Origin of the sequence: Streptacidiphilus albus JL83, assembly GCF_000744705.1 — a bacterium.
Classification (GTDB): domain Bacteria; phylum Actinomycetota; class Actinomycetes; order Streptomycetales; family Streptomycetaceae; genus Streptacidiphilus; species Streptacidiphilus albus.
This window is the reverse complement of sequence record NZ_JQML01000001.1, coordinates 596,730-609,882: the sequence shown is the minus strand read 5'-3', so window position 1 is coordinate 609,882 and position 13,153 is coordinate 596,730. Positions and strand designations below refer to the sequence as shown.

Annotated in this window: 14 protein-coding genes; 3 read left to right on the top strand and 11 right to left on the bottom strand. The window is 70.5% G+C overall.

Annotated elements, in window-relative coordinates:
* Positions 1-52: 52 nt before the first annotated feature.
* The 3 genes from BS75_RS02840 to BS75_RS02830 are packed head-to-tail and all read right to left on the bottom strand — an operon-like array spanning position 53 to position 2,186.
* Complete coding sequence (locus BS75_RS02840; RefSeq protein ID WP_034092277.1) at positions 53-1,486, bottom strand: MFS transporter; 1,434 nt, start codon at positions 1,484-1,486, stop codon at positions 53-55.
* Positions 1,483-1,731, bottom strand: a complete 249-nt coding sequence (locus BS75_RS02835) for a hypothetical protein (protein WP_052069126.1) — start codon at positions 1,729-1,731, stop codon at positions 1,483-1,485. The genes BS75_RS02840 and BS75_RS02835 overlap by 4 nt, the downstream gene beginning before the upstream one ends.
* Positions 1,728-2,186, bottom strand: a complete 459-nt coding sequence (locus BS75_RS02830) for a MarR family winged helix-turn-helix transcriptional regulator (RefSeq protein ID WP_081982062.1) — start codon at positions 2,184-2,186, stop codon at positions 1,728-1,730. Before BS75_RS02830 ends, BS75_RS02835 begins: the two co-directional genes overlap by 4 nt.
* A gap of 240 nt (positions 2,187-2,426) precedes the next feature.
* Here BS75_RS02830 and BS75_RS02825 point away from each other — a divergent pair, with 240 nt between their 5' ends.
* Positions 2,427-2,720 (top strand): DUF1330 domain-containing protein, encoded by a 294-nt coding sequence (locus BS75_RS02825; RefSeq protein ID WP_034087070.1) that lies wholly within the window; start codon positions 2,427-2,429, stop codon positions 2,718-2,720.
* Positions 2,721-3,241: 521 nt separating this feature from the next.
* Positions 3,242-5,524 carry a WD40 repeat domain-containing protein gene (locus BS75_RS02820; RefSeq protein ID WP_052069125.1) on the top strand — a complete coding sequence of 761 codons (2,283 nt, stop codon included), beginning with the start codon at positions 3,242-3,244 and terminating at the stop codon, positions 5,522-5,524.
* A gap of 891 nt (positions 5,525-6,415) precedes the next feature.
* On the opposite strand, the gene BS75_RS47715 is transcribed toward BS75_RS02820, so the two are convergent.
* The 3 genes from BS75_RS47715 to BS75_RS02805 form a co-directional block, all read right to left on the bottom strand.
* Positions 6,416-6,568, bottom strand: a complete 153-nt coding sequence (locus tag BS75_RS47715) for a hypothetical protein (RefSeq protein ID WP_156164199.1) — start codon at positions 6,566-6,568, stop codon at positions 6,416-6,418.
* 152 nt (positions 6,569-6,720) lie between these two features.
* Complete coding sequence (locus BS75_RS02810; RefSeq protein ID WP_152646280.1) at positions 6,721-7,038, bottom strand: DUF6221 family protein; 318 nt, start codon at positions 7,036-7,038, stop codon at positions 6,721-6,723.
* Between the two features lie 426 nt (positions 7,039-7,464).
* A complete protein-coding gene (locus BS75_RS02805; RefSeq protein WP_034087067.1) occupies positions 7,465-8,136 on the bottom strand; it encodes a hypothetical protein in 672 nt (223 codons plus the stop codon).
* A 150-nt stretch (positions 8,137-8,286) separates the two neighbouring features.
* Between BS75_RS02805 and BS75_RS02800 the strand changes: the two genes are divergently transcribed.
* Positions 8,287-8,649 carry a hypothetical protein gene (locus BS75_RS02800; protein WP_034087066.1) on the top strand — a complete coding sequence of 121 codons (363 nt, stop codon included), beginning with the start codon at positions 8,287-8,289 and terminating at the stop codon, positions 8,647-8,649.
* Between the two features lie 278 nt (positions 8,650-8,927).
* On the opposite strand, the gene BS75_RS02795 is transcribed toward BS75_RS02800, so the two are convergent.
* The 5 genes from BS75_RS02795 to BS75_RS43880 all read right to left on the bottom strand — a co-directional run bounded on the left by BS75_RS02795 (position 8,928) and on the right by BS75_RS43880 (position 13,069).
* A complete protein-coding gene (locus BS75_RS02795; RefSeq protein ID WP_152646278.1) occupies positions 8,928-9,725 on the bottom strand; it encodes a sel1 repeat family protein in 798 nt (265 codons plus the stop codon).
* A 267-nt stretch (positions 9,726-9,992) separates the two neighbouring features.
* Positions 9,993-10,217, bottom strand: a complete 225-nt coding sequence (locus BS75_RS47710) for a hypothetical protein (protein ID WP_152646277.1) — start codon at positions 10,215-10,217, stop codon at positions 9,993-9,995.
* 157 nt (positions 10,218-10,374) lie between these two features.
* Positions 10,375-10,575 carry a hypothetical protein gene (locus BS75_RS02785; protein ID WP_034087063.1) on the bottom strand — a complete coding sequence of 67 codons (201 nt, stop codon included), beginning with the start codon at positions 10,573-10,575 and terminating at the stop codon, positions 10,375-10,377.
* A 254-nt stretch (positions 10,576-10,829) separates the two neighbouring features.
* Positions 10,830-11,087, bottom strand: a complete 258-nt coding sequence (locus tag BS75_RS02780) for a hypothetical protein (protein WP_034087062.1) — start codon at positions 11,085-11,087, stop codon at positions 10,830-10,832.
* A 398-nt stretch (positions 11,088-11,485) separates the two neighbouring features.
* Positions 11,486-13,069 (bottom strand): RDD family protein, encoded by a 1,584-nt coding sequence (locus tag BS75_RS43880; RefSeq protein WP_052069124.1) that lies wholly within the window; start codon positions 13,067-13,069, stop codon positions 11,486-11,488.
* Positions 13,070-13,153 lie beyond the last annotated feature (84 nt).

The following is a 13,153-nucleotide window of genomic DNA, read 5'->3' as shown; positions in this document are numbered from 1 at the left end:
GCCCTCCCCGCCGCTGTCCGGGCGTCAACTCCCGGCCTGCCTCACCTCCCGGTCATCGAGTTGACCGCTCCTGGCTCGGTGCGCCGGCCGGGTTGGTCTCGGGCGAACGTTGGCGGGCGAGAGCGAGGCCGGTCATCGTCGTGATCGCCATCGCGGCGACGCCGACCAGCGCTGCCGTGGTGTAGGCGCCGTCGTTCGGGAAGAGATGGCCGGTGTTGGTGCCGGCGGCCAGGACCAGGCCACCTATGGCGCTGCCCAGGGAGTACCCGACGCTACGGACGACGTAGTTGAAGCTCATGGCGCTCGACGTCTCGCTCCTGGGGGTGACGGCCAGGATGACGCCGGGCATGGCGGCCGAGAAACTGCCGACACCGAAGCCCAGCACGCCCATTACTACGAACAGTTCGGCCAGGTTCGACCGGGCCACCGCAAAGAGGACGAACCCGGCACCGACGACGACGGCACTGCCGGCCAGGAGGAAGGGGGCGTCGATCCGTTCGCGCATCCGGGGCGTGAGCCTGCCGGCGACGAACCCCAGCACGGAGAACGGAACCAGGACCAACCCGGCGACGAAGGTGCTCAGCCCGAAGCCGTAGCCGGCGCTGTGCGGCGTCTGCGCGTACCGGGTGATGAGCGTGAGGAGGAGGTACATGCCGATCCCGCCGACGAACATGGCGATATTCGCTCCGGCGACCGCCGGGTGCCGTACCGCCCGGACGCCGACCAGGGGTGCCTTGCCGCGCAGCTCGGAGGTGGTCCAGGCGCAGAGCAGGAGCACGGCGACGAAGACGAGGACAACGGCGACGGCGAGGTGACGGCTCCACAGGCTCGTCTCGCCGGCAAGGAACATGACGAGGAAGAGTCCGCCCGCCAGGAGGAGCGCGCCGGCCAGGTCCACGTGGGCGGAACGGCCCTCGGGAGCCACGGGTATGGAGCGCCAGGCGGCCAGGAAGGCAATGGCGGTGACGAACAGGCCGAGGCCGTAGGCGGCGCGCACCCCGCCGAACTCGGTGAGCAGCCCGGCGAGCGGGTAGCCGACGCCGACCCCGATGATGGAGACCACCGAGATCAAGGCGATGGTGGCCGCGCTGCGCTCCTCGGAGAGATGGTCGCGGGCCACGCCCATCATCAGCGCCGTCAGACCGAGCCCGACGCCTTGGGCGGCCCTCCCGACGAGCAGCCACGCGAACGGCAGCGGCAGCACGGTGAGTGCACTGCCGGCGACGACGAGCGCCAGCGTGGCGAGAATCGTGGCTCGTCGGTGCGGGCCGGCTCCGAGCCGGCCGAGGACGGGCGTGGCGATCGCGCCGCTCAGCAGAGCGATGGTCAGCGTCCACTGCGCGCTGTCGAGCGAGACGTGGAACGTGGTCGCCACGCTGGTGATGAGCGGCGTCCCGAGGCTGGCGACTGCCGCCACGACCAGGGCGATGAACATCAGGGAGGGGACGAGCAGCGGCGCCTCGGTGCGCTCCGGGGTCGTGGTCATCGGCCGGCCCCGGTCGTGGTGCGGGCGCACGGGCCGGGACGGATGCGAGCCCTGGCTCCTTGCGCCCACGGCTTGTCCAGCGCGGCGGCATGAAGCGCGGCGCCGTTGACGAGTAGCGTCCCGAAGGCCGGTAACGGCTTGATCGTCACCGGGGCGAGCCCGGTGGTCTCGGCGGCCATCTCCCGCATCCGAACGAGGTCTGCGTCGAAGTCCACGGTGACCTCGCCGAGTGGGCACCCTGTCACTGCTTTGCCCCTTCTCGATCCTGGTGTTCGAGCTCCGAGAGGTGTTGCAGCGCCGGAAGGGCTGCCACCAGGGCCTCGATCTCGTCGTCGGTGAGTTCGTCGATCAACCGCGCAAACGCCTGGACGCCCGCCTGGCGCCGTGTCTGAACATAGGACGCGCCGGCCTCGGTCAGACAAACCAGCGTGACCCGCTTGTCGGACGCGTCGCTCCTCCGCTCGACCAGCCCGGATTCCTCCAACACCCGAACCAGGACGGTCATCGCGGGCTGGGTGACGCCCTCGATCACGGCCAGATCGGTGATGCGTCGTGGGCCGGTCCTGTCCAGGGTGGCCAGGGTGGCGGCGGAGGTGAGGCTCTGGTCGCGTGGAAGACGCCTCACGGCCCTGGTGGCCAGTCCGTAGAGGGCTGACCCGACTGCAGTGGAAGCGCCACGAGTGACGTCTTGACGGCTCATGCCAGAAGCATAGACTATTTATATGAATCCTTTATGCATCTTCCGGCCTGAACTCGACCCGGGTCCGGCACTCGGCGAGGGAGGCCGGCCGACGAGCGCCCGCCGAACAGCGGCGACCGCCGGGCCTGAACCGGCTGACCGGCGTGTGCTGTGAATCACGCCGGTGACCCCTCGTTGGTTACGATCGATCTGAACTGTTGATTCGAAGTCAAATGTGCTCATCCGAACACTGGAGGTTCCGTGGCCAAGGGCTACTGGGTCAGCGTCTACCGCGCCATTTCAGACCCTGAGAAGCTGGCTGCCTACAACAAGCTCGCCGGTCCGGCCGTCCGGGCCGGAGGCGGGCGGCTCCTCGCCCGTGACGGTCGGGTCGTCGCACACGAAGCCGGAATCGCCGAGCGCACCATCCTGATCGAGTTCGACAGCTTCGAACAGGCCGTCGCGGCACGCGAGAGTGAGGCCTACCAGGAGGCGCTGGTCGCCCTCTCCGACGGCGTCGAGCGCGACTTCCGCATCATCGAAGGCCTCGACTGACAGGGGGACCCGGTCGGCGACCTGCCCGGCGTCCAGCTCCGACAAGCACCCCGACGGAGTTGCAGGCACCACACGCCGGGCAGGCACGCGACCAGGATGAGTACCCGTAGCCCACGGCCGTAGTAAGCCCCCGAGCTGCGCCAAGTCCGGAGAGGCCGGAGACGCCGCGAAGGCCGCCTTCCCCGGGTCCTCCCGCAGATCGTGGACCAACAACGGGATTTGACGCCCTCTGCGGACGACTCCGAAGGCCAGGCCGGTGTTGACCCCGCGTCCGTCGACGAGTGCGGTGTTCGTCGGCGAGTGCGTGTCCGCTTCGAGTCGCTGTACCGCTGCGCCGCGCTGAAAGGGTCAGTAGGGTGCCGGTCATGTCTGACGGTGCGACAAGTGACTGAGTCCAGGCCGGTTCGGATGGTGCGGGGGAGTGGGGGGTTGATCCGGACTTCCTGGTCTGCGGGGAGCCGGACCGGGTTCTGGCGGTGCTGGACGGTGCGTCCGGCCCTGCCGCGCGGTTGGCGGGAGCGGTGTACCGGAGCTCGCTGCACCTGCATCGTGACGCCGTAGCGGGGGTGCGCCGGCAGTTGTTGGCGGTGGACGCGGCCCGGTGGGGGGATCGGGAGCTGTCGGCGCGGATCACCGCCGTAGCGCTGGAGGACGAGCCCGCCGAGCAGTGGGGTGTGCAGTGGTCGACCGGAAACCGGGTCGACCACCGGTTGCTGCGCAACCTGACCGATTCCGCCGGCGCGGTGTTCGGGATGGCAATAGCGGCGGTCGGCGGTCGTCCCCATGCCGTCACCGGCGGCTCGGACCGGATGGTGCGGCTGTGGGACCTGGCGGCGGGGCGGCAGGTGGGTGAGCCCATGAACGGTCACACCGGCAAGGTGTGGGATGTGGCGACGGTGGTGCTCGACGGCCGTCCCCATGCGGTCAGTTGGGGCGAGGAAGCGACGTTGCGGTTGTGGGACCTGACCACGAGGCAACAGGTCGGCGCACCCATGACCGGCGGCAGGGGAAAGATGGCGTCGCTGACTGCGGGGCTGCTCGCGGGTCGAGAGGTCGTCATCGTCCACGGCGACGACAACGGCGACGATCCGACGGTGTGCGTGTGGGACCTGGCCACCCGGCGGCAGGTCGTCTCGCGCCGGACGGTCAGAGGTGAGGTGAAGTGGAACCTCCGCACGCGGAAGATCGACCTGACGGCACATCGCGACGACTCGGTGACGCCCGTGACTCTGACGGCGCTCGACGGGCGAATGCGGCGTCGAAGCCCGTCCTCCCGCAGTGACCAGGGGACTGCGCTGGTGATGGACGTGGCCACCATGCGGCACATCTGCCTCACCGGTGCCATCGACCAGGAGGCCGCGCTGGTGACGGGGGTGACCGTGCTGGCGACAGGGATGCTCGACGGCCGCCCGATCGCGGTCGTCGGAGGCACCGATCGGACGGTCCGGGCGTGGGACCTGACCACGCGGCAGCAGCTCGGCGAGACCATGACCGGCCTCACCGCCCCCGCGACCGTCCTGGCCACGGGGGTGCTCCACGGCCGCGCGATCGTCGTCGCCGGAGCCGACGACGGGGCGGTGCGACTGTGGGACCTGACCACGAGTCAGCCCATCGGCGAGTCGCTGGTCGGCCACGACGGCCGGGTGATGACGGTGGCTGCGACGATGATCGACGGCCGCCCGGTCGTCGTCAGCGGTGGCAAGGACAAGACAGTACGAGTGTGGGACCTGACCGCCGAGGGTTCGGTCGGTGGGCCGGTGACCGGTCGCGGTGACTGGCGTACGCAGACGGCGGTACTCGACGGACGTCCCGTTGTCCTCACCAACGGCGTGGACTGGTCGGCGTCGGTGTGGGACCTGGCCACCGGGCAGCGGGTCGGCAAGCCGGTGGGCGGCGGCACGCTGTCCGTCTCGAACGTGGCGACGGCGATGGCCGACGGTCGTCCGGTGGCTGTCACCAGTGCCGACTCGGAGATCAGGGTGTGGAACCTGGCTACCGGCGAGCAGATCGGCGGGGCACTTCGGGGCAACATGGGCGAAGTGAGGAAGCTGGTCACGGCGGAGCTCGACGGGAGCCCGATCGTCGTCGCCGCCGGTGCCGGCGGCAAGGTGCGGGTCTGGGACCTGACCCGGGGGGAGGAGATCGGCGAGGCCCCGACCGGACACGAGGGCCCGGTGACGGCGCTGGTAGCGGCCACGCTCGACGGTCGTCCCATCGCTGTCACCGGCGGCATGGACAAAACGGTGCGGGTGTGGGAACTGGCCACCGGCTGGCAGCTCGGTGCGCCGATGACCGGCCACAGCGGCTGGGTGAGGACGCTGGCGGTGACGGAGCTCGACGGGCGCCTGGTCGCCTTCGCCGGTGACAGCGGCGGGAAGGTGCGGGTCTGGGACCTGGCCACGCGGCAGCCGGTCGGCAAACCGCTGATCGGCCCCGACAGATCTGCAGTCGTGGAGGCAGGGGTGGCGCCACTGCTCGGGTGCCCGGTCGCGGTCATCACCAACATCGACAACACGGTGCAGGTGTGGGAGCTGCCCGGTTGGCACAAACGCGGCCCGGCAGTGGAGAACCGCGGCGGACGCGGGGGTGCGCCCAATCTGGTGGTGGCCACCGTCCTTGACGGCCGCCGCGTCGCCATCGGTGGCGACCACTTCGGAGGGGTGCGGATGTGGGACGTGCAGACCGGTCGGCAGATCGGCCCGGAGCTGCGGTTCCCGGGTGTGGTTCACACGCTGATCGCAGCCCCGGACGACCGCATCGTGGTGGGCTACGGCTGGGAGACCGCCGTGCTGGGCAGAGTCTGATCCGGACCGGACCGTGCCCGCGCGAGGACGGCCCGCGCCGTCGGCACGATTCTGGCAGGCCTGTTGGGATCCTGTGGTGGGCCTGCCGGAAGCGCGCTACTCCTGGGTGCCGTGCGCGTACACCTTCAGGAGGCGCTCCGGTACCGTCGCCACCCGGAAGGGACGAACGGTGCCACGTCGGCCGCCCAGCCGTAGCGGGAGTGCGGACGTGCGCGGACGGTGCGTCGATGGGCCAGTCTGCCTCCCGCGTCGTTGGTGCGGCGCGGGAGGCAGAGGCAGCGGCCCTGAGGTCGTGTCAGGCGCCTGCCCCGAAGAGGGGTCCGCATGCCTGGGCGTGGGCCGGGAAAGACCTGCAGTCGGGGTGCCCGAGATCGAAGTGGCCGGCGGAGTCGCCCCGCTACCCCGGGACGCGGCCATGGGCCGGGTCAGGATTCCCGTCCTGACGGGTCGTACCTGGTGGAAGTATCCGCACTGCCGTCGCACCGGGCACCCCGATGCACATCCTCCCGAGATCAGTGGCGGCATGCGGCGATGGTCTTTTCACCGCCACCCGAGGGCGACTCCAAGAAGTAGCCGCGTGCCTTCGCACCGGGAGGTGCAGGTGAAGTTGTGTATCCAGAGATCGAGGTCGGCCACGGAAACGTACGCGCGCTGCTGTTCACCCACCGCTGAGACGAGGCCGGCGACGAGTATTGGCAACCGGGCTTCGTCCACCGCAAGGTGAAGCATCCGTTGCCCTCTCACCTGGACGCCGCCCACCGTACATCAGGATCAGCCGGACTGCGGACCCGTTTCCGGCGTTCCTCCTTCGAACAGAGTGACGGTCAGTCACCATGGCGCTCATGAGCACGGCCGATGGTGCGCCCGGGTTGCCTTCGCCTGCTCAGACGTTCAGGTCTCGAATAGGTAGAACCCGAGGATCGCGATCGGTGCGACGAGCAGGATCGCGGCCGTGGAGCCGCGCCGGTCCTGGTCGTGCTTGTCGAGCAGGACGATGCCCGTTATGCAGGCGATGATGGCGAGTACGGCGAGGAAATGGCCCATGGTCGGCGCCTACCCGGCTTGCGCGATTTCAGCCCGCGCATACGCGGGCCCGGTCGAGGGGAGTCTCAACCGCGGCCGGGGGCGCTGCGGGTGAGGCAGCGGGGCCGGTGTGTGCCGGGTGGGGCGCGGGCGGGATCGGGTTCACGCGACCTTCACGCCTCTGGTGCCCACTCGTCCCGCCAGCCGGTCCGCCCGGAGTAGGCGGTGGCGGCGATGACCCGCACCGTCCAGTCGGCCTCGCAGGCGGCGTCGTAGGCGGCCTGGTCCCGCACGTCGTTCGCATCTGGATCCTGCCAGGCGTCCAGGGCGGCGCGGTGCATACCGATCACGCGGCGCGGGTCGTAGGCGGCGGCGATCCGGCTGCTGGGGGAGATGCCGACGGGCAGCCACGATGCGGGGTCGGACTGCGCTGCGGCAGCCTCGTCGGCGTCGAGTTGGGCGCGGAGCCAGGCCACCAGGGCGTCGCTCATGTCGTCAGCCTCCACACGCCCTCATGGCGCTCTTGATCCAGTGTGTCAGGACGCTGTCCCTGTCGGCGGCGTGCTCGACCTTCTTCGCTGCCGTGCCCACCATGATGCGTCTCACTGTCTCACTGTCTCACCGTCTCCCTGTGACGAGTGGGATCCCGAGGACGCACCCGAATACGATCAGCCGCCCCAGGAGCGCGCTCACCTGGTCCACGGCGTGGTGGATCCGCCAGAACGGAGCGTGTCGGCGTGCGGGGCGGCTGGGACGGTCGCAGGTCATGTGGGGCGGCTACCCGCAGACGGGGTGTTCAGCCGACGTGCTGGCAGCTCAGGGCGTTGATTCGGCCGCCCGTCGCCCTCGCCCTTGCCACACCTGGGGCTGAGGGACTACGGGTGGGTGCTCCCAGTCGAGTTCGGTCGGCGCCGAGCTCAGTCGCTTCCGTCCGTACTCGTGCTGGTGGTGAGCCCGAGGTCCTGGTCGGCTGTGGCCCAGTCACTGGCGATGGCCTGCTGTGCGGCGGCGAGGGTGATGCGCCCGGTGCAGACGGCGGTGTGGAGCGTCGACTCGACCTTGTCCTTGGGGTTGTCGACGCCGGATCCGGGCTTGTGGCCCGGGCTCGGCGGCTCGACCCAGAGGTTCCGCGGGTCGTTGGGGTCGCCGCCGAGTTCGAGGCTGACGAGGTGGTCGTACTCGGCGTCAGCGAGGGATCCGGTGTAGTCGTAGGCCTCGGCGTTGGCCTTCTTCTCCTTGCCGGTGATCGCTGCGGGTGGGCGGATGTCTCCGGTGTAGCCGCCCTTGCGGCAGATCGTCGTTCCCAGGGTGGCCTGGGTGACGGCGGAGGAGAGCGCACCCGGGGTGCAGTGCGGATCGGGGAGCGGCTGGCCGTCGTGCGAGCCGTAGCGGCAGGACCCGGCAGCAGGCTGTGGCTGGACGGTGTAGCGGGACTGCGGGCCCGGGCCGTACGCCAGCGGACCTTCGGCTGCCCCGGTGGCTGACGGGCTCCTGGTGGCGGCGTCGCCGGACGTGCCGGTCTTGGCGGTGGTGCAGCCGGCGACGGCGAGGAGCAGGGCGGTCGCGGCGGCGACAAGGCAGAGGCGCATGGTCGCCATCCTGGCGCATCCGGGACGACGGCTGTGCGGGTTCTGTGGGTCGTCGCCCGGACGAGTGGTCAGCGACGTGCAGAGGCGCCCGCCGTCATCGCCTCGGGGCGGGCTCCCGGAGACCGACCGCCATGGCCTAATCTGGATGTCATGTCGAACCCTGACGGGCTGCTCGTCGACATCGCCGCGATGGTCGAGTCCGAGAACAGCAACCAGATGTCATTGACCGTGGTGGTCCCCGGCGCGGTGATCACCGGCAGGCTGGCGCCGGTGTCCCTGTGGTGGGAGCGGGTGGCGGAGGTCCTCCAGGCCTCGGACCACCTGAAGCCGTTCGCCGCCCTCTTCGCCCCGCCCGCCGACGGCGCGCCCGCGCGGCCGACGCACCTCCACCTCCACCGGGCGAAAATCCTGCAGGGCGACTTCGGGCTGCCCCACACCGGCGGCATGTACCGCATCGCCATCGAAGACATCAGCAGCTGGACCATCGGCGACCTCAGCTACTCCGACACCTGATGCGGGCGGGCGGCGAGCCCGACCGTCCGCCCCGGAGTCGGATTCGGCGGGACGGACTGGTTGTGCGTCCCAGTGCCGGACCAGGGACGGGGCGAGAAGCCGGGCCGGAACGGGTCGGGGTCCGACCATCCGGGGTCTGACTCTTCAGGCGACAATTTCAGGCGACAACGGGGCACCACCATGGGCACCGTCATCGACGCACAACACCCCGGCGGCCCTGCTGGGCGGAGGGGCCCGCTCGCGTTCATCCGCGGCGCGAGCCCCTCAACCGGCCCGGGCTACTCGGCGCTGCGCTGTGCTCTCTTCTCCGTGATGAGTTGATGCAGCTGCACCATCGCGGGGGCCTCGGTCTCGCGGCGACCGTCCTTGGTGTAGGCCGAGTAGTCGGTGAGCACGACGGAGTCCCGGCTTTCGAGCTTCAGCGTCTGCCCGCCCTCCAGGACCAGTCCCACGACGTGGAAGTCCTGGGTCACCACCTGGCTCCATTCCGGCTCGGGGAAGACGCTCCGCTCGCTGCGGATGGTCACCTCGCTGAACTCCTCCCAGCGGTGGGCCGATCGGAACTTCCCGCGCTTCCCGACCAGGACGATGCCGTTCTCGAAGGCGTGGTAGAGCTGCACCGCAGGGTTCTGGTACATCTGCCCGGTCAGTATCCGTATCCCGAGGTGAAGGTCGGCCGCAGCCCGCCAGGACTTGCGCGACAGCTTCTCCGGGGACCGCGAGATGTTCAGGGGCTTGCCCTGGGATTCGGCCCGAGCCAGCCACTCGGCTGCCTCCGTGTCGTGTCCGTTGCGTTCGAGGTACGCACCGAGGGCGTGGATCGCGCGATACTCTCCGCTCGCCGCGCCCCGCCGCAGCCAGACCTCCGCCTCGGTGACTCGACCGATCCGCTCCAGCACCAGGCCGTAGTCGCTGAACGCGTCCACCAGGGCCGCCTCGGTGGCAGGGCGAAGCAACTCCTCCGCCTCGCGGAACCGGCCCTCCATGCGCAGGAGATGCCCGAGCCTTTCCGCCGAATGGTGGAGGCCGGCTTCCGCCGCACGTCGAAGCCACTCCTCGGTCCCGATCTGCGACATGGCGCGAGTGTGGCCGCGGCGGGCTGCCCACTTGCTCCATATCACGGTGCCCGAGCGCTCTCGCTCCGCCTCGTGGTACAGGGCACGCCCCAGTACGCCGCCCCCGACTGCCCGACTGCCCGACTGCCCGACTGCCCGACTGCCCGACTGCCCGACTGCCCGACTGCCCGACGGGCCATGCGGGCCATCTTCCTCGCCCGAGGAGCGGCCCGGAACTCGGACTCCTCCTCAGTCATGAAGTCGTCCAGCAGGAACCCCGCCCGGACCTCACCGGCCTTTGCCGAGCGGAACAACCAGTCGATGGACTCCACTGTCCGCCCCCGCCCCCGAAGCAGCGCGCCCCAGCGGAACATCCCGCAGGGGTCGCCCCCCCTCCGCGGCGTGCTCGATCCAGGCCGCGGCGCCGGCCCAGTCGCCCGCGTCCTCCAGCGAGTTGGCCAGCGCGAGCATGCCGACCGTGTCCGCCGGCGCCGGTAAGCCGTTGTCCTCCATAAGCAGCGAGGATAGATCAGCCGACGGCCGCGTCCAAGAGCACGTCAGCGCCGCATCTCCCTTGCGGCTCCGCCCTGTTGCAAGGCCGGCGGGCGCCGTGGCTTCGCTGCGGCCGGGGCTGCCTCGTGCGGGGTCGTCCGGAGCGGCCCCGTACTGCTCAGTCGGTCGGGTGCCGCAGCGCCGGAACACTCCGCGCGGCGCGGATCATCAGCCGCTCCCACCAGTCCACAGCCCGCTCGACAGCAAGGAGCGGCCGGACGGCCTGCGGATGCGTGCGCACGTGATCGATCCACGCCCACAGCGCAGTGGCAGCGGCAGCACCGATGGCGACCAGCAGGATCAGGACGGCTTGCAGCACGGATACTCCCAAGCGGCGACAGTACGGACCCCAACCGCCTAACCCGAAGGGCGGCGCCGAAACAGGCCGGGGCCGGACTGTCAGTGCCGCGCCGTAGCTTCGGAAGTGCGCACCCAGGCCGACAGGCAGTCGATCCCGGAGAACGCGCGAAAGCGGCGGCCGTCCCGACGTACGGGGACGACCGCCGCTCACCTGCGTCGGGCGCGTGTGGCCCCGGTGTCGTCGACGGGTCGGTCGGCGTCGGGGTCGCGAACTCAGGTGGGGAAAGTTCCAGGGGCTTCAGCGGCGAACGGTGTGTCCACCCAGCCGGCGGGACGTGCAGACTGTGGGATGTCGCTGAAGTCGAGAGCGGCAGCAGATCCCTGTCGGGCAATCCCGCCGCTGTAGTCGGGTTCGGCGCTGAGCTGGTGCGCCTGGGACGGCCAGCCGGTCTCCAGCAGCGGCGCAGTCGCCACTGCGGTGAGTGTGACGGCCGCGGTGAGCGTGGCGGCGGCGAAGAGCTTGTGGATCATGAATCCCCCTCGGTGGAACCTCTATCTACTCGACGGTAGCTCCGAGCGGGAGCGGACGAAAGAGCTGCCACTTCCTGCCCGCCATGCCCCCGCCCTGCCCCCACGTCCGCTGAGCAGGCGGTGTTGCAACCGGTCAGGTCGAGCAGCAGTTCATGGTCTGCGGGGCCATCGACTACACCCGAGCCCACTTCGAGTCGGCCGGGGCTACACATCGCACCGTGCCAACGCCAACGCCAACGCCAACGCACTCGCCAACGTCAACGGCAGCTACGGGTGCGGCTCCGGGCACGCCTACGCGGCCGGGGGCGGGGTCGTGGTTCGCATCCGAAGCGGAGGGGTGATCGTTGCTTCGGCGAAACCCGGTGATCGCTTGGTGGGGCCGTGATTTGGTGGAGATGTCACCGTTGCCACATAGGAGGCACCATGAAGCGCATTGCTGCCATCACCGCCGGCATCGTCTGCGGCCTGACACTGACCCTGGTCGGCGTCACACAGGCGACAGCCGGGGCTGTACCCGTCCAGCCTGCCGTCAGCCACGTCAACTCAATCGGTGGCGGTTGCTGCTGACGAGCAGTCGGACTCGTGGCCCGACGGGAAACCGGTAGGGCCGCGAGCTTCTCTGACCCTCGACACGGGTCCGGGCCCCGTCGGCGCCGGGCGCAGCAGCAGCGAGTTGCGGGGCAGGCGGCATCGGCCTGACACTTCGGCCGACTCGGCCATGGACCCATCTGCGGAGGCGGCCCGAAGCCCTCGGGCGCGGAACCCTCCGGGACGGGCGGCGGCGGCACGACGCCGCCCGTCACCGCAGGCGCGGCGTACCCGTCCGTGACCGGAACCGTGACCGGAACCGGCCCGAACCCCTGCTGCGGGCCAGGGAACCCTTGCGGGGCCGGATACGCCGGCGGCGTGGGATAGCCCGGCGGGACGGGATGGCCCGGCGGCGTGGGATAGCCCGGGGAGACGGGATAGCCCGAGGGGACGGGGAATGTCTGCTGAGTGGGGAAGACCTGCGGGACCGGGGGACGGGGGGTGCCGCGCTGTGCCCAGCGCGAGCGGGCGCGGCCCAGCGTCGCACGCCCCCGTTCCGCGGCCACCCGCCCCCGCTCGGCAGCCACCCGCCCCCGCTCGGCAGCCACCCGGCTCAGTTCCGACTCCCGCGCCTGCCGCAGCCTCTCCTGCAACGCCGGGGTCAGCGTGCCGTCCTGGGCTCCCTGGCGCACGCTCTCCCATGCCTTGCGCCCGCTGTCGGCGGTGGACCGGCCGAACTCCAGCGCCCGGCGGGTCGCCTCCGCCTCGACGATCGCCTGCGGAGCGTTGGCCACCACTTCGCGGGTACCCGACGCCACCGCCTGGACGGCCTGGACCGCAGACTCGGGCAGGCGGACGCTGCGCACCGCCGACCCGGACAGACGGTCCGAGATCGAGCGCCCCGAGGGTTGCAGCGCGGAGATCGCGTTGGCCAGGAGCGCCGCCACGGCCCCCAGCCAGAGCACTACCGCCAACGTCAAGTCCCCTGCCACCAACAGACAGCAGGCGACCGCGTAGCAGCCGACGTCCGCCACGGACGCGGCTGCGGCACGCACCGCGGCCGGACGCCAGCCGAGCCTGAGCCCTTCCTCGCCACCGTCCGACACCCGCAGGCCGAGCAGCGCCTTGCCCAGGGTGCGGCCGAGCAGCCTCACCGTCAGTAGTTGGTACAGGAAGACGCCCAGGGTCAGGGCGATGAACGCCTCTTCGACGTCGTGCTGGCAGCCGTGCCAGATCTGCATCACCATGCCCGGCAGGCCGCCGCTCAGCGCGCGACCGTGCGAGCTGAGCACCTGCCAGGCCCCCAGCCCGTCGGCTCCCGAGAGAACCGATCCGTGCAACTGGGCGACAATGCGCTGGAAGGTCAGATGGCCCAGCAGCACCGCCAGGCCGATCGCCAGGCTGAAGTCGATCAGCCACGCCAGCCCACGGCGCCACTTCGAAACCCCGTACATGGCAGAAGCCCCCCGCTTCCGACGAATCCCCAAGGTATCGACAGTGTAGGACCCATCGTCCGGGACGTCAGGGACACATCAGAA